This window comes from Tenacibaculum sp. 190524A02b, from assembly GCF_964036645.1.
Taxonomy (GTDB): domain Bacteria; phylum Bacteroidota; class Bacteroidia; order Flavobacteriales; family Flavobacteriaceae; genus Polaribacter; species Polaribacter vairaonense.
This window is the reverse complement of sequence record NZ_OZ038525.1, coordinates 3325735-3347221: the sequence shown is the minus strand read 5'-3', so window position 1 is coordinate 3347221 and position 21487 is coordinate 3325735. Positions and strand designations below refer to the sequence as shown.

General features: G+C 31.5%; 18 protein-coding genes and 1 tRNA gene. 12 read left to right on the top strand and 7 right to left on the bottom strand.

Annotated features, from left to right (window positions below; translation table 11 throughout):
* From ABNT65_RS13690 to ABNT65_RS13655, 8 genes are all read left to right on the top strand, one after another.
* The gene (locus tag ABNT65_RS13690; RefSeq protein WP_348746078.1) at positions 1–4077 is read left to right on the top strand and encodes a DUF6443 domain-containing protein; all 4077 of its coding nucleotides are present in this window, start codon (positions 1–3) and stop codon (positions 4075–4077) included.
* A gap of 1 nt (position 4078) precedes the next feature.
* Positions 4079–4507, top strand: coding sequence for a hypothetical protein (locus ABNT65_RS13685; RefSeq protein ID WP_348746077.1), 429 nt, complete (start codon positions 4079–4081; stop codon positions 4505–4507).
* Complete coding sequence (locus ABNT65_RS13680; protein ID WP_348747832.1) at positions 4486–5211, top strand: RHS repeat-associated core domain-containing protein; 726 nt, start codon at positions 4486–4488, stop codon at positions 5209–5211. The genes ABNT65_RS13685 and ABNT65_RS13680 overlap by 22 nt, the downstream gene beginning before the upstream one ends.
* 41 nt (positions 5212–5252) lie before the next feature.
* Complete coding sequence (locus ABNT65_RS13675) at positions 5253–5522, top strand: hypothetical protein (protein ID WP_348746076.1); 270 nt, start codon at positions 5253–5255, stop codon at positions 5520–5522.
* Positions 5523–5528: 6 nt separating this feature from the next.
* Positions 5529–5978, top strand: a complete 450-nt coding sequence (locus ABNT65_RS13670) for a hypothetical protein (RefSeq protein ID WP_348746075.1) — start codon at positions 5529–5531, stop codon at positions 5976–5978.
* Positions 5979–6639: 661 nt separating this feature from the next.
* A complete protein-coding gene (locus ABNT65_RS13665) occupies positions 6640–6858 on the top strand; it encodes an addiction module protein (RefSeq protein WP_348746074.1) in 219 nt (72 codons plus the stop codon).
* A gap of 1 nt (position 6859) precedes the next feature.
* On the top strand, positions 6860–7165 hold the full coding sequence (locus tag ABNT65_RS13660) for a type II toxin-antitoxin system RelE/ParE family toxin (RefSeq protein ID WP_348746073.1): 306 nt from the start codon (positions 6860–6862) through the stop codon (positions 7163–7165).
* An 874-nt stretch (positions 7166–8039) separates the two neighbouring features.
* Positions 8040–10661: a T9SS type A sorting domain-containing protein gene (locus ABNT65_RS13655; RefSeq protein ID WP_348746072.1), complete on the top strand. Its 2622-nt coding sequence runs from the start codon at positions 8040–8042 to the stop codon at positions 10659–10661.
* 157 nt (positions 10662–10818) lie between these two features.
* Here ABNT65_RS13655 and ABNT65_RS13650 read toward each other — a convergent pair whose 3' ends face one another.
* Positions 10819–11610 carry an amidohydrolase gene (locus ABNT65_RS13650; RefSeq protein WP_348746071.1) on the bottom strand — a complete coding sequence of 264 codons (792 nt, stop codon included), beginning with the start codon at positions 11608–11610 and terminating at the stop codon, positions 10819–10821.
* Between the two features lie 109 nt (positions 11611–11719).
* On the opposite strand from ABNT65_RS13650, the gene ABNT65_RS13645 reads away from it, so the two are divergent.
* Positions 11720–14470 (top strand): PD-(D/E)XK nuclease family protein, encoded by a 2751-nt coding sequence (locus ABNT65_RS13645; RefSeq protein WP_348746070.1) that lies wholly within the window; start codon positions 11720–11722, stop codon positions 14468–14470.
* Positions 14471–14617: 147 nt separating this feature from the next.
* Complete coding sequence (locus ABNT65_RS13640) at positions 14618–15142, top strand: hypothetical protein (protein ID WP_348746069.1); 525 nt, start codon at positions 14618–14620, stop codon at positions 15140–15142.
* Between the two features lie 127 nt (positions 15143–15269).
* Here the strand turns inward: ABNT65_RS13640 and ABNT65_RS13635 are convergent, their stop codons facing one another.
* The 3 genes from ABNT65_RS13635 to ABNT65_RS13625 form a co-directional block, all read right to left on the bottom strand.
* Complete coding sequence (locus ABNT65_RS13635) at positions 15270–15803, bottom strand: GNAT family N-acetyltransferase (RefSeq protein ID WP_348746068.1); 534 nt, start codon at positions 15801–15803, stop codon at positions 15270–15272.
* An 80-nt stretch (positions 15804–15883) separates the two neighbouring features.
* Positions 15884–15957, bottom strand: a tRNA-Ala gene (locus ABNT65_RS13630).
* A 1-nt stretch (position 15958) separates the two neighbouring features.
* Positions 15959–16381 carry a molybdenum cofactor biosynthesis protein MoaE gene (locus ABNT65_RS13625; protein ID WP_348746067.1) on the bottom strand — a complete coding sequence of 141 codons (423 nt, stop codon included), beginning with the start codon at positions 16379–16381 and terminating at the stop codon, positions 15959–15961.
* Positions 16382–16506: 125 nt separating this feature from the next.
* Between ABNT65_RS13625 and ABNT65_RS13620 the strand changes: the two genes are divergently transcribed.
* Positions 16507–17709 (top strand): phosphoglycerate kinase, encoded by a 1203-nt coding sequence (locus ABNT65_RS13620; RefSeq protein ID WP_348746066.1) that lies wholly within the window; start codon positions 16507–16509, stop codon positions 17707–17709.
* 18 nt (positions 17710–17727) lie between these two features.
* Positions 17728–18768 carry an NADP(H)-dependent aldo-keto reductase gene (locus ABNT65_RS13615; RefSeq protein WP_348703382.1) on the top strand — a complete coding sequence of 347 codons (1041 nt, stop codon included), beginning with the start codon at positions 17728–17730 and terminating at the stop codon, positions 18766–18768.
* A gap of 74 nt (positions 18769–18842) precedes the next feature.
* Here the strand turns inward: ABNT65_RS13615 and ABNT65_RS13610 are convergent, their stop codons facing one another.
* The 3 genes from ABNT65_RS13610 to trpS all read right to left on the bottom strand — a co-directional run bounded on the left by ABNT65_RS13610 (position 18843) and on the right by trpS (position 21425).
* Positions 18843–20063 (bottom strand): tRNA modification GTPase, encoded by a 1221-nt coding sequence (locus ABNT65_RS13610; RefSeq protein ID WP_348746065.1) that lies wholly within the window; start codon positions 20061–20063, stop codon positions 18843–18845.
* Between the two features lie 82 nt (positions 20064–20145).
* Positions 20146–20457 carry a DUF6370 family protein gene (locus tag ABNT65_RS13605; protein ID WP_348746064.1) on the bottom strand — a complete coding sequence of 104 codons (312 nt, stop codon included), beginning with the start codon at positions 20455–20457 and terminating at the stop codon, positions 20146–20148.
* A complete protein-coding gene (gene trpS / locus ABNT65_RS13600) occupies positions 20457–21425 on the bottom strand; it encodes a tryptophan--tRNA ligase (protein ID WP_348703387.1) in 969 nt (322 codons plus the stop codon). Before trpS ends, ABNT65_RS13605 begins: the two co-directional genes overlap by 1 nt.
* Positions 21426–21487 lie beyond the last annotated feature (62 nt).

Sequence of the window (21487 nt, the reverse complement as noted above, 5' to 3'; positions counted from 1 at the left end):
ATGAAAAGGAAATTTATTAACAAAATAAAAGCAGGTTTAGTTGCAGGATGCGCTATGCTAACCATGGCATTACAAGCCCAAACACAAACGGAAAACTATGTGGTTAGTAAAACCTATAAAAAAGGAAGAACTAGCGTAGTTGCAGGAAATAATAAAGAAGATGTAAGTACTACCATTCAATATATTGATGGTTTAGGGCGTGCTAAACAAAGTGTGAATTTGCAAGCAGGCGGAGGATTAATCAGTCCTAAAGATATTGTTACACATTTTGAATATGATAATTTTGGGCGTCAAACCAAAGAATACTTACCCTATGCCTCAGCTACTAATACGGAGATAAGAACAGGTGATGTAGCAAACACTATCAATACCTATTATAAAACAAAATATGCCAATGATTTTGCAGGCGTTTCTATACCTAATGTCAATGCCTATTCAGAAAAGGTGTTGGAAAATTCACCATTAAATAGGGTTTTTGAACAAACTGCTCCAGGAAAGGATTGGAAAAAAGGAAGTTCCTACTCTGCTAAAGGCTATACTAACAATAGCCATAGTATTAAGTTTGAATATGCTACCAACCATAATACAGAGGTACGTAATTATTATGTAACCACCAGTTTTGCTAACAATACTTATACCCCAACTTTAAAAGTAAGAGCCAGTAATAGTGGTTTTTACAAAGCTGGAAAATTAACCAAAACTGTAACTAAAGATGAGAATTGGTTGGCATCAGACGGCAATAACCATACTACACAAGAGTTTAAAAATAAGCGAGGTCAGGTGGTTTTAAAACGTACGTACAATGCTAGTCAAGCCCATGAGACCTATTATGTATATGATGATTTTGGGAATTTAACCTATGTAATTCCACCAAAAGTAACAACTAATGATGGCGTTTCACCTAGTGAGTTAACTGAACTGTGTTACCAATATAGGTACGACCAACGAAACCGTTTGGTAGAAAAGAAGATACCCGGAAAAGGATGGGAGTATATTGTGTATGACAAATTAGATAGACCTATTTTAACACAAGACGCTAATTTATACAGTAGAAGAAAATGGTTATTTACTAAATATGATATTTTAGGAAGAGAAATTTATACAGGAGAGTTTTCTGATTCTAGAAGTAGAGTTGATATGCAAAAGCATATAAAAGCAACTAATAATTTAGCAACTGAGCAATACGAAACGAGGCAAAGTACTGAAAGTTCTTTAGGGCTTTATTATACAAATAATAACTACCCTACAGCTATAAAAATACTAACCGTTAACTATTATGATGATTATGAGATAGGTAATCAAATATGGTTTAACCCTGCTACCATGGAAGCTCCAGTTTGGGAAGGAATGCGTTTTACTGCAAATGTAAAAAGTTTACCTACGGTTTCAAGAGTACGTGTATTAGGTACTAATGCAAATGATTGGGTTACTACAGCTAGTTATTATGATGATAAAGGAAGAGTTTGGGGCGTGTATGTTAAAAATACATATCTGAAATCTGGAGACTGGAAGCTAGATAAGTTAGATTTTACAGGAAAAGTATTATTAACTAAACATATCCATGAAAAGCAAGGAAAACCAAACTTGACCATTTTTGACCGTTTTGAATACGACCATAGAGACCGATTAATTAGTCATACGCAAAAAATAGAAAACCAACTATCAGAACGAATTGTAAAAAACAATTACGACGAATTAGGGCAGTTAGAAAGTAAATTAACAGGAAACGGAACAAGAGCAGGTTACAAAGATGTAACCAGTGGTATTAGTATTGATAAAGATGTAATAACAAAAGCTAGCGGTTCTGTATGGGCAGTTGGTTTAGCTACTTCAGGAAGTTTTAATCAAGATGGTTATGTAGAGTTTTCAGCTACTCAAGTTAATAAATATTATATGGTAGGGTTATCTAATGTAAATACCAATGCACATTATAATACAATTAAGTACGCAATTTATATTAGAAATTCAAATACTGTTCATATTTATGAAAAAGGAAAACCAAAAGGACAAAAAACAACCTATAAGCTAGGGGATGTATTTAGAGTAGAGCGTATTGGAAATACAATCTATTATAAAAAGAACAATGAAATTTTTTATACCTCACAAACGCCATCTACAGGAAGTTTGCTAGGAGATATTTCTATGTATCATACAGGTGGACAAATCAAAGATTTTAAGATTGTAGACAATAGTAAAGGGTTACAAAAAGTAGATTATGCGTATAATGTACGTGGGTGGCTAAAAAAGATAAACGAAGACACCTACAATGACAATGATTTATTTAACTTTAGCCTACAATACAATGATGTAACAGACGTGAGTAAGCGTTTATATAATGGAAACATAGCACAAGCAAATTGGCGTACCGCAAATGATAATAAATCAAGGAGTTATAAATATGGCTATGATGCCTTAAATAGAATAACTTTTGCCAATTATGATGCTGTTGGAGAAACACATAATTTTAGTGTATTTAACATTTTGTATGACAAAAACGGAAACCTTACCCAGTTAAAAAGAAACTATCGAGACGCTAGTGGGAACAGCCAGTTAATGGACAATCTTAGTTATAGCTATGATAATGGTAATAAACTACAGAAAGTGACAGACCGTGCGCACAGTTCTCATAAAGCCAATGGATTTAAAGATGGAGCTAGCATAGGTAACGATTATGCATATGATTCTAATGGATTATTAAAAGCAGACCAAAATAAAGGAATTAATCTAATACAATATAATTATTTAAATAAACCTACTAGTATAGCTAAAATACCAAGACGAGAAGAAGTAGTGTATATATATGATGCCAATGGTGTTAAGTTAGAAAAACAAGTAGTGTCTAATAATGCAAGAAAGATAACACAATATGCAGGAAATTATATATATGATTACTTTCCTAAAGTTGGTTCAATTAAATTAGAGTATTTTAGCCATTCAGAAGGCTATGTAAAAAATGATGGCGGTACATATAATTATGTATATCATTATAAAGACCATATTGGGAATGTTAGGTTATCTTATACAGATAATGATAAAAATGGCTCTATCTCACCTAGTACTGAAATTATAGAAGAATCAAATTACTATCCTTTTGGATTGAAGCATAAGGGGTATAATAATAAAGTATCTTCGTTAGGTAGCTCAAAAGCACAGAAGTACAAGTACAATGGTAAAGAATTACAAGATGAGTTAGGAATTAACATGTATGATTATGGGGCAAGATTTTACGACCCTGCTACAGGTAGATGGTTTACGCCTGATGCTATGGCAGAAAAGTATTACAATCAATCCTTATACACATACACGCTTAACAATCCTGTTTATTATATTGACCCTGATGGAAATCAGGTTGCAATGTGTTGTGATTCCTTAATAGGTTTTGTAGCAACAATGGTTGATAATACTTTTGGAAGTAATTTAAGAAATACTTTAGACACAGGTAGCGCTTCCTATGGTACAGGTGTTCAGTCAGCACACGCAGTATCACAAGTAGGGGGTACATTTTTACAACTAAAAGGAACATTTGATATAGGTGCTGGTGGTACAGGAATGGCAGCAACAACATCAGTTACAGTTGGTAGTGGAGGAACACTTTCTGTAGGTACTGCACCCGGTTTTGCTGCTAGTGCAAGTTTAACTGTAGCTGGTGTAGCAGAAAAAGTAGTAGGTTCAGCTTGGGTTAATAATAGTAAAAATAACATGCAAGCTGATGGGACTAAGTTTAATAGAGGGGGTGGTTCTAGTTCATCTAATAATACGACAACTACATCTAACGCTTCTTCAAATAAATATACCCCAAATAGAGCGATTAAAAATGACCCCAAAACAGGTAGACCTATGGTTGATCCTGAAGCAAAAGGAACCACACACACTCAACTAGGGAATAAAAAAAGTTCAAATAAAGGAGTAGGAACTTATTCAACAAGAAGAACTATAGACTCAAAAGGTAATGTGAGAAAACAAATAGATTATACAGATCATGGTAGATCCAAAAATCATAGTAATCCTCACACTCATAATTATCATAAAACTGAAAATGGTCAATACAAAAGACAAAAACAAGAAAAATACAACTAAAATGATGAAACTTTTTTTTTCGACAGCTTCCTTAAAATCTGACTTTGAATTAATTGATTTAACATATATTTTTAGTAAAGTTTTTAAAGATGATAACTTAATATTTAAAATATATCAATACGAATATAATGGAGTGAAAGATAATTGGAAAAATATTAACCCTAGAATTATTGATTTTTTAGAGAATGAAAACTCTGAGTACATACGTGTGGAATACAATGATTTCATAAAGTTTGCAAAATTTATTAATCAAACTGAGAATGGTTTTTTTATAGTATCTAATATCCTTAAAAACCTAGATTTAGAAGTTGAAGTATTTGATTCATATTTTTGGAGCATTTCTTCTAAAAATAAAGATATATTAAAGGAAATCATGCGTGATGAGAGAATAATTAATTTTAATCCAGAATTGGAAAATGCAGTAAATTAGCTCGTACTGAAATTATAGAAGAATCAAATTATTACCCTTTTGGGTTGAAGCATAAGGGGTATAATAATAAAGTATCTTCGTTAGGTAGCTCAAAAGCACAGAAGTACAAGTACAATGGTAAAGAATTACAAGATGAGTTAGGAATTAACATGTATGATTATGGGGCAAGATTTTACGACCCTGCTACAGGTAGATGGTTTACACCTGATGCTATGGCAGAGAAATATTACAATCAATCCTTATACACATACACGCTTAACAATCCTGTTTATTATATTGACCCAGATGGAAATCAGGTTGCAATGTGTTGTGATTCCTTAATAGGTTTTGTAGCAACAATGGTTGATAATACTTTTGGAAATACTTTAGACACAGGTAGCGCTTCCTATGGTACAGGTGTTCAGTCAGCACATGCAGTATCACAAGTAGGGGGTACATTTTTACAACTAAAAGGAACATTTGATATAGGTGCTGGTGGTACAGGAATGGCAGCAACAACATCAGTTACAGTTGGTAGTGGAGGAACACTTTCTGTAGGTACTGCACCCGGTTTTGCTGCTAGTGCAAGTTTAACTGTAGCTGGTGTAGCAGAAAAAGTAGTAGGTTCAGCTTGGGTTAATAATAGTAAAAATAACATGCAAGCTGATGGGACTAAGTTTAATAGAGGGGGGCTTCTAGTTCATCGAAAAAAGCAACAAATCTAGATAGAAGAGGTAAAGTAAAGAATGACCCTGAATTTGGAGACTTGAAAGACCATGCAAAAAGACACAGCGAATTTGGTGGTGGTGATGCAAATAAATATTATAATTCAGCTTTAGAACATACTAAAAGTTCTAAATGGTCATTTAAAGTAACACATGATGGAAAAACAAAAATAAATTATGTAACACCTACAGGTAATGATAAATATATGTTTACCTCAGGAAGTAAATCAGGAAATAGAATTTACACTCATATGGAAGTTGATGGTAAATATTTATCTAACAAAGGAATTACATTACCAATTAAAAAATAAAATTTTATGACTTTTAAACAAAATATAAAAGAAGTTGAAGAATTAATATCTAAGGGATGGCACTATAATGCAGCTTGTTTACTGTCTGAAATATTCCTTCTCGATAAGGAGAATGAAAAAATAGCTCCACTTAACTTTTTTAGTGAACTTAACTTTTCAGACATAAATAGTAATCTAACTAAAGATTATGAAAAAATTATTAATATTACTTCATATGGTAAAAAATGGGATGAAGATGAGTTACTCTTAATCTTTACATATTATATCAAAATAAGGCTATTAGCTGATTATTTTAATCATTTTAGTATTGATTTAAATGTTGATTTTTTAAAACTTAACTCTTGTATTGGAGATGTTAATTTAAAGCTTCATAAAGCTGAAATAGATTATGTAAAAAAAATGATAAATAAAAATTGGAAAGGGATAAATTTTGAAACCTATTGGAAACTGAATTAATACAATTCTTGATTCCTTGATACTCCTAGTATGCGTAACGGCTCCCGCTAGCTTTTATAGCTAGTGGCGTTTAAGCTGAGTTTAGAATACAAGCCACGTTATACGGTAAATAATAGTATAGCGTGGTTTTTGGTTAGAAAAAAAGTATATACTTTAACTTTTGAGTTGTAAACAAAGAATTTGCTTCGTATCTCATATAGTTTTTAAAGCTAAGTGTTTATTGTTAGTATTGAGTATTGAGTATTGAGTATGAGGAGCTAACTGCCAACAGCTAAAAACTAAGAGTTTAGCCACATTTTAAATTTATGGTCATTACGAACGTAGCCTTTGCGTAGTGAAGTAACCTGTTTGTCAAGACTTAGAGATTGCTTCTTCCGTTAACACTGCATCGCAATGACGTGATAAAATTTTGTTTGTTATCGTCATTACGAACGTAGCCTAAGCGAAGTGAAGTAATCTTTTAGTCAATAATCTGTATTTAGTTATAAGTGTTTAGTACTGAGTACTGAGTATTGAGTATGAAGAGCTAACTGCTAACAGAGCTGATTGCCAAAAGCTAAGAGCCAACAACCAAAACTCTTTAAATGCTTTGTATTGTCCTTTTAGTTAATTAAATATGGAATAGAAATTGTACATTTGTAATAATAACCACAAGAAAATTATGGATTTATCTTCAAGAAAATACCATTTTATACAAGAGCTTATAAACGTTGATAAAGAAACGATTATGGATGCTTTGGAACGTGTTTTAAAAAAAGAAAAAGAACAACATCAAGAAATATCTTCAATAAATAAGCAAGAGCTAGACAAACGTATAGAAAGTTATAAAAACAACTCATCGGATTTATTAGACTGGGAAGATATAAAAGATAACTGGTAGCGTGAGTTATGTTATAAAGTTGCTTCCTGTTGTTTATCAAGATTTGCAAAAAGCAAAACAATGGTATAATGAACAAAAAGAAGGATTAGGAGAGGAGTTTAAGTCTGAAATTAATAAGGAGTTTGCTTATATAAAAGAATATCCATCACATTATCAGAAAAAGTATAAAGATTTACGTCAATCTTTAACACCACGTTTTCCGTATGCTATATTTTATTTGTTGGAAGAAGATAAAAAGAGAATTATTGTTTTTGGTGTTTTGCATACTCGAAGGAACCCAGAAGTAGCAAGAGAAAGAATGAAATAACTCCGTTTTTATTAGTGTAATAAAGAACTTACGAAGTGAAGTAATCTGTTTGTCAAGACTTAGAGATTGCTTCTTCCGTTAACACTGCATCGCAATGACGTGATAAAATTTTGTTTGTTATCGTCATTACGAACGTAGCCTAAGCGAAGTGAAGTAATCTTTTAGTTAATAATATGTATTTAGTTATAAGTGTTTATTATTAGTATTGAGTATTGAGTATTGAGTATTGAGTATTGAGTATTGAGTATTGAGCACTGAGCACTGAGTATGAGGAGCCAACAGCCAATAGCTAAAAACTAAAAGCCATTTCCACCTTCCGTCTTCAACCTGAACCAAGAGATTGCTTCATACCTTATATAGTTTTTAATGCTAGGTATTTATAGAAACAAAAAAAATCACACTGAAACAATGTGATTTTTAAATGAATGATCATTATTACTAATTCTAGTCGGGGGGACTAAAGAAATTCTTAATAGTTAGAGTAAGGTAGTTAACTAATAATCATCTATTTTTTATCCTAATTTATTTAAAAAGGAAACCTATTTTTCGTAGCGCAAGATATTACGATGTTAAAAGTTAATAGATTAAAACCCGTTTAATGGTAGTAATCTATAGTTGAATGGTATTAAAAGTGTAGGTGAGTGGTTTTAAACTAGGCAAATAAACCTTAAAAATAACTGATTTAAAGTAAGGTATGGTAGTTTATGCAAGATATTAGTTAATAAAATATAGCTAATAAAAATATTAACTATTAATGTACAATAAAAAGAATATCTGTCTGTTATCGTCCTCATAACAAAGACATTTTAAAATAGGACGGTTAAATATATTAAATGACAAATAAATACTAAACTCAAACACAACCCCTTTATTCATGAAACACATTTATTTTTGTATGGCCATGCTAATGGCTATGATTGGTTATGGTCAATCTTTTACCAAAACACACACTGTAGGTACTAATACTTACGAATTAGGAATGACATTTACACCTCAAAACTGGGGTGATGTATATTTAGATGTAGTATTAAAAAACACAGGAACAACGGATTTAGATATCCGTAACTCCGTAATTCGTTTTTTATCATCACATGCAGCCGTATATAGGAGCGTAAATACCAATAGTAATGCTACATTTCCAGAAGTATCTATAGATCACAAAGCACAAGGAGAGCAAACCATTAATTCAGCATTGTTAAGTTTAACCACGGAAGACTGGGTAGATAATATTTTAGCAACTAATGAAACCTTGAATTTAAGTTTAAACTTAAAAGCAGTAGATAGTGGTAGTTTTGAAAGCATTGCTAATGACATGCGTTTTTACCCAGAAAGCGAAGTGCCGTTACTATTTGTTACGGTAAACGCCAGTGTAAGTGGAAACGATGGAGAAATGGTAACCATTGTTTATAAGAATAAAGTAACGGATATATCAGGACAATTAAAAACAAATAGTTCATTAGAAAAGCCATTAAGAGTAAACCAAGAGTATGCTATTTGGGCAACTGATTTTGTGTCAGGTAATTCATATTACACCAGTCAGTACACAGAAGCTAGCCCTTTATCATTTACACCAAGTACAAGCAATAAAAACGTTACTGTTGCTTTTACTAAATCTGCCGCAGATGTAGCATCGGTTACTGTAACAGTATCAGGATTGCCAAATGGTGTAGCAGCCCCTATTACATTAAAAAACAAAACAAACCATAGCATTACGTATAATAGCACCATAACTAATGGTAGTACTACTATAGAAAATGTATTAAAAGGAGAATATACTGTAACCTTAAATAGAGTGGCGGAAAATAACTCATTATACACGCCACAGTATACCGAAACATTAACAGTAGGGAATGCTAGTAGTTTAGAGGTAACATATACAGCTAGTGATTTATTTCCATTTACAGTAAAAGGTTTTCCTGAGTATTTAGCCCAAGGGACTATTACAAGTGCTTCTGAATCAATTGATGGAAACTTTAAATCACCATTAGATGTATTGTTTAAATATTCAGGAATAGATGGAGCTGGAGATAGAGGTAAAATTCCATCAATGATACCAGCAAAAAATACGATTGAACAAGCTAGACGATTAGAGAAAAAGCAACCAGGTAGAAAAATATTACCAGTAATGGTGCATTATACGGCTAACGCCAGTGGAGGAGGTTCTTTAGAAGCAATTAAAGATATAGATGAAAATGAAAATCTTTATTACCATTACCGTAACTTAATTCAAGAGATTAAAACCATATTAAGTTATGAAGATGCAGAGCATCCAAATCCAGGTGCTTTTGTAATCAGCCCAGATTTAATTGGAGCTATTCAGCAAGATGTAGTATTTGGAAATGACCATGATATTACTACAATGCAAATTGATGTAAATGAGGATATAGCAAAAGCTTTTAAAGATGAAAATATAAATATTAGCGAAATACCAACATTTACAGATGATTTAAAAGGGTACTTCCAATCAATAAACTATACCATAAAACATGTTGGAGAATGTAAAATACCTTTTGGATACCAAGAAAATGTATGGGCAGCTGGATCAGCATTATGGGTGTTTGAAAATGCGAATGAAGCCAATGATGCAGTAAGTGAAGCAATAGAAGTAGCTAACTTTATCAATTCATTAGAATTATATACTGGAGAATGGAAACCAGATTTTATAGCTTTTGATAGGTATGAAAGAGACTGCTTTGGTCCTGATGCTGTATTGAATTATGCATGGACAGCAAAACATTGGGATAAGTATTTAGTGTTTTGTAAAGAAATAGCAGAAAGAATAGGAGACATGCCTATTATGTTATGGCAAATTCCTGCTGGACATATGGTAACGAACGACGAAACAATTACCAATTATAGTATTCCAAGACATTCTTCAGCAGCAGCTCCTTACTTTTTAGGAGATGATAGAATAGGAACCAACTTAAATAATATTCATGCAGACGTACGTAATATTCCGCTTACTTCAGGACACTATAATGCAAGTTCAGTAGGAGAATTATTAGCTAAAGATGGTAACTACGATTGGAGTAAATCTAACCTACAACGTTTAGCAGATATGAAAGTCTTTTCAATTCTTTGGGGTGGCGGTTCAACTACAGGCGTTGCAGCTATTGGAACAAATGGTGATGATGATGGTTGGATGGCCAATAAAATAACAAAGTATTATGAAAATGTAGTGTACAATACTAAAGAGGCACCAACCTATACAATTCCTAATGCATGTGGAGGTGTGTTAAATGTAGAAGAATCTGTATTAGAAACATCAAATATATATGTATATCCTAACCCAGTTGCAGATAAATTATATGCTTCGCAAAACACATCGTTTAACGATTTTTCAGTACAGGTGTATGATATAACTGGAAGAATAATACAAAAAGTAAACATATTTGAAAAATATATAGACGTATCGCAATTACCTGTAGGAATTTACGTTATAAAGATAAATACAGACAACAACCAAAACATAATAGCAAAGTTTATAAAAGAATAAAGAATTAGTTTTCTATTTAAAAAGTGTGTGTAAACACAGGATATTTGAATTGGAGAAGGAGCGTTTAATTACGTTCCTTTTTTATTGGAAAAGGTTTTATAACTCAAAGTTTGCTTCAAAATTAAATTTATAGTTTTATTAAATGCTCCGAGGTAGTTTACTGAATAATAAATAAATCTCGATCTTCTAAAAAAGAAAACTTAGTTCTTAAGGTTTCTTGTTGCTCTTTATCTATTTCAACCATTAAAACAGTGTCTTCACCGTTGTCTTTTTTAGCTAAACAATTGCCTAAGGTATCATATACAACAGAATTTCCTGAGTACTCAAAATTAAGACCATCTGTTCCTACACGATTCACGCCTATGGTATAACTCATGTTTTCAATAGCTCTGGCTTTTAATAAAGCATCCCAAGCATTAATTCTAGGTTTAGGCCAGCTAGCTACATACAGTAATACATCGTAATAATCTGTATTTCTAGCCCAAGCAGGAAAACGAAGGTCATAACAAATTAGCGGACAAATTTTCCATCCTTTATAGTCAATATGAATCTTTTTTGTACCAGCAGTATAAACGGTATGTTCGTTAGCTAGTGTAAAAGTATGTTTCTTGTCATAAAACTCAATATCCCCAGTAGGATGTACAAAAAGCAATCGATTAAAATAATTTACCTCATTTTCAACCTCTTCTTTTATGATAGTGCTTCCAACTATGGCAGCATTTTTTTGTTGTGCAAGTTGTTGCATCCAAGTGACCGTTTCACCTTGCATAGTTTCTGCATACGGATGGGCGTTCATGGTAAACCCAGTGGTAAACATTTCAGGAAGAATAATAAGATCAGTGTTTTTAGGTAAATCATTTATTTTTTCTGAAAAAGCAAGTCTATTAGCTTCAGGGTTTTCCCAAACTAAATCCGATTGAATTAAAGCGATGTGAAGTTTACTAGTCATTTGTTTAATAAAAATTTCAATAAGCCTACTAAAGATTGTTTACAATAAAAAATTTCGGCTTCTCAAAAATAAGATAAAAATTGTACTTTGCCTTGTATATAGTTGAGCAATGCAGTCCTTTATTTCCGATACCTTAGATGATATTTTAAAAACCACCAAATCTTTTGAAAATGTAGTATTTGTATTGCCTTCTCAAAGGGCAGGAGTATTTGTAAAGCAAGCGTTGAAAGATAAAATTTCGGTAGGCTTTTTACCCAAAATAAGCAATATTGGTGATTTTATAGAAGAAGTATCAGGGATTAGAAAGGTAGATTCCGTTCAACTATTGTTTTATTTCTATGCTATTTATAAGGAAGAAGCAAAGCCCGATACTTTTGATGTATTTTCTTCATGGGCATTTACCGTATTGCAAGACTTTAATGAAATAGATCAGCATTTAATAAACGCACGTGAAATATTCTTATACTTAAGAGATATTCATCGATTGCGAAAATGGTCAGTTTCCGGAACTTTTGAAGAAACAGAATTAATGAAAGATCATTTTGCGTTTATGGAAAAACTGCACAAACTCTATGATTTATTCTATACTTTTTTAGTAGATCGAAAAATAGGATACCAAGGTGTTATATATAGAGAAGCGGTAAAGGAAATAGCAACTTTTGCTGAGAAAGAAGAAGGCAAAAAATACTTTTTTATAGGGTTTAATGCCTTAAATGCGGCGGAAGAATTTTTATTTCAAAAAATGCTTGCCGTAGGAAATACTAAAGTATACTGGGATATAGATAAAACATTTTATGAGAGCACACATCAAGCAGGAAGTTTTATTAGAAAGTATAAAACTACTTGGAAGCATTATCAACAAAACCCTATAGAAACAGTAGCCAATCATTTTGCAGGAAGTAAACATATAGAGGTTATTGGAGCTTCTAAAAACATTACGCAAATAAAATATGCAGGAGAAATTCTCTCTAAGTTTTCAGCATATAACAATACAGCATTAGTATTAGCAGATGAATCATTACTGCCCATTACCTTAAATTCGTTACCTAAAAATGTAAATGCCGTTAACATTACTATGGGATATCCGTTAAAAGATGTACCAACCACTAGTTTATTGTTAGCTATTTTTCAACTTTTTCTAAATCAGGAAAAATTGCAGAAAGTAACAAAAGGACTGTTTTATTATAAAGACGTAATTATTCTATTAAAAAATCCATCCATATATAAGTTGCTAGTATTAGAAAAGGGTAATTTATCAGACACCATTGCTGAGGTGATAGTAGTAAGTAACACCACTTTTGTAAGTCAGAAAAAAATAACTTCTTTTTTAAATGAAATAGAAGAGCCTATACGAAATACAATAATCGCTTTATTCAATCCATTTAGTACAATTGAAGATTTTTTAAAGCGTATTTTAAATATAATTGATCTAGTAAAAGATACAGCAAATGAGTTAGAGAAAGAATATTTATTTCGTTTTTACACAGCGTTAGTACAGTTACAAAATTTACAAGAAACCTTTAATTATATACAAGATTTAAAAACACTACAACAGTTTTTTAAGCAACTCATTCAGTCAGAAAGTCTATCGTTTCAAGGAGAACCTTTACAAGGGTTACAGTTAATGGGAGTTTTAGAAACCCGTGTGTTAGATTTTGAAAATGTAATTATTACCTCAGTAAATGAAGGGATATTACCCGGAAATCACCAACAAAACTCATTCATACCTTTTGATGTAAAAATAGAATTTGGATTGCCTACTTATAAGGAAAAAGACGCCCTGTTTGCATATCACTTTTTTAGATTATTGCAAAGAGCTAAAAATATATACATATTGTATAATACAGAACATGATGTGTTTGGTAGTGGAGAAAAAAGTAGGTTTATTACACAGTTGGAGATGATGCGAAATGATATAAAAGAAGAGATTATAGTTCCTGAGTTGGTGAATGATACAGAAGAACCTAAAGTGATTGCTAAAAACAATCGGGTTTTATTGCGATTAAAAGAGCTGGCTACCAAAGGTATTTCACCTTCTGCTTTAACTAACTATTTATACAATCCAATAGCGTTTTACAAACAAAAGGTTTTAAAGATCAAAGAGTTTGAAGAGGTGGAAGAAACGGTAGCAGCAAATACCATGGGTACTGTAGTACATGATACTTTAGAAGCATTGTATAAACCTTTTGAAGGGAAATTTTTATCTGTGGCAACTATAACTGAAATGCAACAGAAAACAAAAGAATTGATAGTGTATTATTTTTCCAAACATTTTAAAAATGGAGATATAAGTACAGGGAAGAATCGCTTGATATTTGAAGTAGCCAATCGTTTTGTAATTAATTTCTTAAAACAAGAGAAAGAATTGTTAAACGACGAAGCAAATCAACTAAAAATAATAGCAACAGAACAAACATTAGCAGCTACTATAGCAGTTGAAGGGATAGATTTTCCAATTAAAATACATGGGCAGGTAGATAGAATAGATGAATTGAATGGTGTACTTAGAATTATAGATTATAAAACAGGAAAAGTAGAAGAAGCAAACTTAAAGGTGTTAGATTTTGAAGATGTAAGAGAATTAAAATACCATAAGGCAATTCAGGTAATGCTATATGCGTTTTTATATACTCAAAATAAAAAAGAAACATTAGGTAAACCTATGGAAGCGGGAATCTTTTCTTTTAAAAATTTAAGAAAAGGGTTTTTAAAAATGAATTTCTCTTCCAATTATCGTAATCCAGATAACACTATTTCAGAAGAACGTTTGGAAGAGTTTATGACAGAAATAAAAGAGGTATTAAAAGAATTATACAATCCTGAGGTCTCTTTTGTAGAACCTACAGATTTAAAATATTAAAAGAAGTAACTTTTTTAATTACTCAGCTGATTAGTATTCCTTAATTTTGGATAGTTAAGAAAAGATTTAGGTTAGTTATTGTTCTCTGTAACAAAGTTTAAAGAGGTTCGTCTTCAGTTAAACTAATTGACTAATAATAACTTAATAATGAAAACTAAATCTATTTTTACAGGAAAAGTAAAGTTTGTCCTAGCAACTTTTATTTTTACACTCTTACTTATTTTACGTGAATATTATAGCGGAGGAGTTATAACTCATTATCTATTAGCTAGAGAAGATTTGCCAAGCTTTTCAAATTGGTGGGGACTTCTGACGGTTTCGTTGCTAGCGATAGTAACCTTATCTATTAACAGTCGGGAGAGAAAAGGAAAAATCTTTGAAATAAATGATAGTCAGTTTTTAAGACGTTTACTAGGTGGATTTGTATTTGGTGTCATCATCTCATTACTATGGGAGTTTAATTTAGAGCATATTTTAAGATATTTTATTCTCTTACCTATTGTCATAGCTATTTTTAAACCAGTACATTTTCTAGAATATTTGTTAGGTTTTGTATTGGGAATGTTATTTTCATTTGGTGGTGTTTTACCAAATATAATCGGAACCGTATTATTAATAGCATGTTTTGTAGTGAATAAGTTGGTGCAAATAATCAAGAATTTGATTGTATAGGTTTGATTTCTCATTCGAGAGCTCTAATTCCAAATAACAATCAAGTATGTTCCAGAGTAACTAATTCGACGTTAAAAGAAATTTAATATCAAAACACAATATTTAAAATTCAATTCTAAACCGAGAGTTATATATTCATAAATACCACAACCCAAGTTTCACCTTCAAAATCGTAGCGGATTAATTCGTTAAAACCAATACTACTATGTGCGTTAATTGAACGAGTGTTTTTAGCATTAATCTCCGTTATAATACAATCGAAAGTTTCAAAAAATACTTTTGCCATATGGGTGTACAAACCTCTAAAAACACCTTGACCACGAAAACCCTTAGCAACACAAACTTGTCCCATAACTAGATAATTATCATTAGCTCTGTTAGATTTGTCAATTTCAGTAAACATAGGTGCTAATATTGGAATCTCTTCTCTAAAACTTTTAGACATTGACAAAGCATAGCCAGCAAGAGTATCATTTTCCTTAGCTATTATATGAGGGTGCACCTCGTGCATTTTTGATAATATTGTTAAGTCATGTTGTACAGTTACAAAACCTTGTGTTTTCTTTTCTTCTTCAGTTAAATTAGTAGGAAGATTGCTCTTTTGTAATTCAATAATTTGAAGTAATTCTTTTTCAGTTTGTGTAGAGGTGTAAGTAATCATGTTTAATCTTTGTTTGAATTAATAACTACTATGGTAGTTTAAAAACAGCCTCTTTGTTTATGGGGTTACAAAGTTTTTTGTGGAGCATATCGGAGTCGAACCGATGACCTCTACACTGCCAGTGTAGCGCTCTAGCCAGCTGAGCTAATGCCCCATTATGGATGTGCGTTTACCCATACTTCTCCATCTGTAAAATACTCTTTCTTCCAAATAGGAACTGTTTCTTTTAACGTGTCAATTGCATATTGACAGGCATCAAAAGCAGCCTTTCTATGCGGAGCAGAAACCGTTATAATTACTGGAATATCACCTATTTTTAGCAAACCTTCTGCATGATGAATAGCTATTTTTTTGATAGCAAATTGACGTATTGCTGTTTCGGCTATTTTTTGCATTTCTTTGATTGCCATAGGTTTGTAAGTAGAGAAGTCTAACTGTCTAACTTCTTTGTTGCTAGTAGCATTTCTTACCGTACCTATAAAAACAGCAATACCTCCACAAGAAGCATCAGTTACAAAATCATAACAGGTTTGTAAGTTTAATTTTTCAGATAATATTTCAACAGAGATAGTACTCATAAACTTTAACAAATATATAAGTTTGTTATGAAAAATGAAGCTGTTGACATATAGTTTTAAATAGTTATTTTTGTTTGTAAAAAATTTAGAAACACAACAACACTATTAGAAATACAACACAACACATGAAAACACTAAGCAATTATAATTTTGAAAAAAAGAGAGCTTTAATTAGAGTTGACTTTAACGTACCTTTAAATGAGGCTTTTGAGGTAACAGATGCTACAAGAATTCAAGCAGCTAAACCAACTATAATTAAAATTTTAGAAGATGGAGGAAGTTGTATTTTAATGTCGCATTTAGGACGTCCAAAAGGTGTAGAAGAGAAGTATTCCTTACGTCATATTGTAGATAAGGTTACTGAAGTTTTAGGAGTGAAAGTAACTTTTGTTGAAGATTGCATTGGAGAAAAAGTAGCAGAAGCAGTAACGAATTTAAAAGCAGGCGAAATTTTATTATTAGAAAATCTTCGTTTTTATGGAGAAGAAAAAGCAGGAGATGTAGCTTTTGCAGAACAACTTTCTAAATGGGGAGATATCTATGTAAATGATGCATTTGGTACAGCGCACAGAGCACATGCTTCTACAGCAGTAATAGCGCAGTTTTTCTCAGAAGATAAATGTTTTGGTAATTTATTAGCTCAAGAAATAGAAAGTATTGATAAGGTTTTAAATAATTCAGAAAAACCAGTAACGGCTATTTTAGGAGGCGCAAAAGTATCTTCTAAAATAGGAATTGTTGAAAATATTATTGAAAAAGTAGATCATATTATTATTGGTGGTGGTATGACGTTTACTTTTGTAAAGGCTTTGGGAGGAAAGATAGGAAATTCCCTAGTGGAAGAAGATAAGTTAGATTTAGCTTTAGATATTTTAGCAAAAGCTAAAGAGCATAATACAGAAATACATTTACCAGTAGACGCTGTTATAGCTGATAATTTTGCAAATGATGCAAATACACAAACGGTAGATACAAAAGAAATCCCTGATGGGTGGATGGGCTTAGATGTTGGACCAAAAACTTCAGAGAATTTTGCAAAAGTACTAGCAGAGTCAAAAACCATTTTGTGGAATGGTCCTTTAGGTGTTTTTGAAATGGAAAATTTTGCTAAAGGAACAGTGGAATTAGGAAATGCAATTGCTGAAGCAACAAAAAATGGAGCTTTCTCGTTAGTAGGTGGTGGTGACTCTGTAGCTGCTGTAAAACAATTTGGCTTTGCAAATAAAGTAAGTTACGTATCTACCGGTGGAGGTGCTATGTTAGAAAGTTTAGAAGGAAAAACATTACCAGGAATTGAAGCTATTTTAACAAGTACAGTTAACAAATAAAAACAGATTAATTAATACATGAAATATACAACCTTACCCAATACAGATATTAAAGTTTCTAAAATTTGCTTAGGAACTATGACCTGGGGAAATCAAAATACAGAAGCAGAAGGACATGAACAAATGGACTACGCCTTAGAAAAAGGAGTTAATTTTTTTGATACTGCTGAATTATACGCAGTTCCTGCTACTGCTGAAACCTATGGTGCAACTGAAAAAATAATAGGAACTTGGTTTAAAAAAACTGGAAATAGGGATAAGGTAGTTTTGGCATCTAAAATAGCTGGAGCAGGGGATTATACAGCGCATATTAGAAAAGATGGTTTTAGTAAACGTGCTATTAAAGAAGCTATAGAAGGGAGTTTACAGCGTTTGCAAACAGATTATATTGATTTATACCAGTTACATTGGCCATCTAGAGGAGTAAACTGTTTTGGAGTTAGAGACTATCCTTATAAAACAGCGACAGAAGAAGCTGAGAATCATTTAGAAATTTTAGAAACATTAAATGATTTTATAAAAGAAGGTAAAATAAAGCATATAGGGTTATCTAATGAAACACCATGGGGAACTATGAAGTATTTAGAAACAGCTAAAAATCATAATTTACCAAGACCGTTAACTATTCAAAATTCATATTCTTTAATTCATCGTTCGTATGAATATGGAATGTCAGAAGTTTCTTTACGTGAAGACATTGGTCTTTTAGCTTACTCTCCATTAGCTCAAGGGGTGTTGTCTGGTAAATACTTAAAAGGCGGTCAGCCTGATGGAGCAAGAGGTACTTTATTTCCGCGTTTCATAGCTAGATACAAAACAGGGAGTTCAGAAAAAGCAGTTGAAGAATATTTAGCTATTGCTCAAAAACATGGATTAACATTAACGCAATTGTCTTTAGCTTATATAAATCAGTTGCCTTTTGTAACTAGTAATATTATTGGAGCAACAAAGATGGAGCAGTTAAAAGAAAATATTGATTCTATTAACATTGAATTGTCGGAGGAGATTTTACAAGAAATTGAGGCGGTTCATAGCCTAATACCAAATCCAGCACCTTAATTGCAATCAAAACAAAACATAAAAAAGCCGATGAAAACTTTCATCGGCTTTTTTTATGCTGTACTATGTGTTGTTTAAAATAGTGTATATCCTAAAGTTATATTGAATGATTGATAATTACCCTGCCAATAAACATAGTCTCCCAATATGTCTCTATTTTCTTGAAACTCCAGTTCAATACTATACTTATCATATTTGTATCCAACCCCAAAAGCTAAATTGTTTTCGGAGTTAATATCAAGATCACTTAAAATTGAATTATCATTTCTTTTAATGTCAATATTAGAACTAAAAGGAAAGTCAAATACATATGCTACTTGTGCAAATAATTTTGATTTTTTATTTAAAAAGAAATAATGCCTTAAACCAAGGGGGAATTCAATAGAGCTGTAATCAGCATCAGCTTTAAAAAGTCCACCAACTACAAAATCAGAGCTCTTTTGTTTACTAGCTTTAAATGATTGATAAGTAGGCTTCGTATATATACCCCATTTGTCGTTATTAAAAGGTAAAATGTACTCTAGTTCAATTCCAGCACGAAAGCCATTTTTACTTCCAAAATTAGTATTTCTGTCATTAGAAATATTGTTGTCAGCATCTAAAGAAGAAGTACTAAATCCAGCTTTAATTGAAAGGTTAAAAGAGTTTTTAGCTTTTCTTTTTTTTATCAAAGAAGTAGTCAAAGCATTATGGCACTGATTGTATTTAATAAAAAACTTACTTAAACTACTTGTAGTATAATGTAATTTTTTTACATTAAAAGTTTTATTTTCACAAATAACTTCTTTTAAAAGTTGTTGCTTGTAACGTTCATTAACAGCTACACTATATTCTTTTACTTTGAATTTTTTATAAATAAGTTGTTTTGTGTCCGTGTTATTTACTGAGTAAAAGAATCGTCGCAAGTTATCATGTTGGTATGAGTATAAATTAGCTTTACCTTCAATTAAAACTTTTAAAAAAAGAGTTTCTTCTTTGAAAGCAGGAGCTCTTTCATTACTTAGTTTGTTTATGTTACTACTTGAACGATCAATATTTACCTTTTTTCTCACATATTTAGAAATGTTGTAAATACCAAACTCTTTAATGTTTCTAATGCCTTTGTTCTTTTTGTCTGAGCTGTCATTTAATTTATAATTGAATTTACTAGGATTGTTCATCCAGTCTAAATCTTCAATTAAACATTCAGTACGTTGGTTATTATTACTAATAAAATATCCCTTTTTAAAAGTGTTTTGAGCAAATGAGTTAAAAGAATAAATAAAAAGTGCTAAGTAAAGTATGCAATTTTTCATATTAGAATTTTTTAAATTTTTGACAAATATAAAAAACCAATGAAAAACTTTCATCGGTTTTTGTTATATATTTAATAAAACTTTAGTTTATTATTTCAAATGAGTTTATTAGAAATTTATTGCTGCTTATTTTACCTGTAACTTTTGCTTTACGTACAACATTACAAAAACCAATATTTTCATCATGAGCATCTCCATAATCATCTATATGTGCTCCTTCAACAAAATAAGCTTTCCCGTTAATTTTAACGGCTAAGTCACAACCTTTTTGAGTTTTTAAATCAAATTGACATTGTCCACAAGAAGCCTCAACAGTTTGTGTTATTTGTTTTGGTCTAGAACAAGACAAAAACAAACTAACTATTAGTGTTAATGAAATAATAAAAGATTTCATTAATAGCCAATTTTTTCACGAACACGTTGTAAAACATCTTTTGCTACTGTTCTAGCTTTTTCAGCACCTACAGCTAAAGCTTCATCAATCTCATTTCTATTTTCCATATAATGGTTGTACTTAGAACGAATATCGGCAAATTTGTCAATAATTAATTCGTATAATGCTTGTTTAGCATGTCCGTAACCATAATTACCTCCTTCATAATTAGAACGCATTTCAGTTATTTGTTCATCAGTAGCTAATAATTTATAGATGGCGAAAACATTATCAGTGTCTGGGTTTTTAGGTTCCTCTAAAGGAGTACTATCCGTTTGGATACCCATAATTTGTTTGCGTAATTTTTTATCTGGTAAAAAGATATTAATTATATTATCTCTTGATTTACTCATTTTTTGTCCGTCAGTACCTGGAATTAATTTAGTTTCTTCACTAATTTTAGCCTGTGGAGGAACTAACGTATCGCCAACAATGTTATTTAATCTGTTAGCAACATCACGAGACATTTCTAAATGTTGTAATTGATCTTTACCAACAGGTACAATTTCAGCATCATATAATAAAATATCTGCGGCCATTAACATGGGGTATGTAAATAATCCACTATTAACATCAGCTAATCTATCAGCTTTATCTTTAAAACTATGTGCTAATGTTAGACGTTGGTATGGAAAAAAACAGCTTAAATACCATGATAATTCAGTTACTTCTGGAATATCGCTTTGACGATAAAATACAGTTTTACTAATATCTATACCACAAGCAAGCCAAGTAGCAGCCGTACTATAAGTATTTTCACGTAATTGCTTACCGTCTTTAATTTGCGTTAAAGAGTGCATGTCAGCAATAAATAAAAACGATTCATTATTAGGGTTATTAGCCATTTCAATAGCAGGTAAAATTGCGCCTAATAAATTACCTAAGTGTGGTGTTCCAGTACTTTGTACTCCAGTTAAAATTCTTGACATTTGGTATTGTTATAAATAATAAATTACTCTTAAATTAGGTGTATAAACCTAATGTAGCTAGC

What these genes read in the sequence shown, in the direction of transcription:
- ABNT65_RS13685 (WP_348746077.1), top strand. Translation starts at nt 4,079, where the DNA reads ATGATGAAACTTTTTTTTTCGACAGCTTCCTTAAAATCTGACTTTGAA.
- ABNT65_RS13615 (WP_348703382.1), top strand. Translation starts at nt 17,728, where the DNA reads ATGAAATATACAACCTTACCCAATACAGATATTAAAGTTTCTAAAATT.
- ABNT65_RS13665 (WP_348746074.1), top strand. Translation starts at nt 6,640, where the DNA reads ATGGATTTATCTTCAAGAAAATACCATTTTATACAAGAGCTTATAAAC.
- trpS (WP_348703387.1), bottom strand. Translation starts at nt 21,425, where the DNA reads ATGTCAAGAATTTTAACTGGAGTACAAAGTACTGGAACACCACACTTA.
- ABNT65_RS13610 (WP_348746065.1), bottom strand. Translation starts at nt 20,063, where the DNA reads ATGAAAAATTGCATACTTTACTTAGCACTTTTTATTTATTCTTTTAAC.
- ABNT65_RS13655 (WP_348746072.1), top strand. Translation starts at nt 8,040, where the DNA reads ATGAAACACATTTATTTTTGTATGGCCATGCTAATGGCTATGATTGGT.
- ABNT65_RS13635 (WP_348746068.1), bottom strand. Translation starts at nt 15,803, where the DNA reads ATGATTACTTACACCTCTACACAAACTGAAAAAGAATTACTTCAAATT.
- ABNT65_RS13620 (WP_348746066.1), top strand. Translation starts at nt 16,507, where the DNA reads ATGAAAACACTAAGCAATTATAATTTTGAAAAAAAGAGAGCTTTAATT.
- ABNT65_RS13625 (WP_348746067.1), bottom strand. Translation starts at nt 16,381, where the DNA reads ATGAGTACTATCTCTGTTGAAATATTATCTGAAAAATTAAACTTACAA.
- ABNT65_RS13650 (WP_348746071.1), bottom strand. Translation starts at nt 11,610, where the DNA reads ATGACTAGTAAACTTCACATCGCTTTAATTCAATCGGATTTAGTTTGG.
- ABNT65_RS13670 (WP_348746075.1), top strand. Translation starts at nt 5,529, where the DNA reads ATGACTTTTAAACAAAATATAAAAGAAGTTGAAGAATTAATATCTAAG.
- ABNT65_RS13605 (WP_348746064.1), bottom strand. Translation starts at nt 20,457, where the DNA reads ATGAAATCTTTTATTATTTCATTAACACTAATAGTTAGTTTGTTTTTG.
- ABNT65_RS13645 (WP_348746070.1), top strand. Translation starts at nt 11,720, where the DNA reads ATGCAGTCCTTTATTTCCGATACCTTAGATGATATTTTAAAAACCACC.
- ABNT65_RS13690 (WP_348746078.1), top strand. Translation starts at nt 1, where the DNA reads ATGAAAAGGAAATTTATTAACAAAATAAAAGCAGGTTTAGTTGCAGGA.
- ABNT65_RS13640 (WP_348746069.1), top strand. Translation starts at nt 14,618, where the DNA reads ATGAAAACTAAATCTATTTTTACAGGAAAAGTAAAGTTTGTCCTAGCA.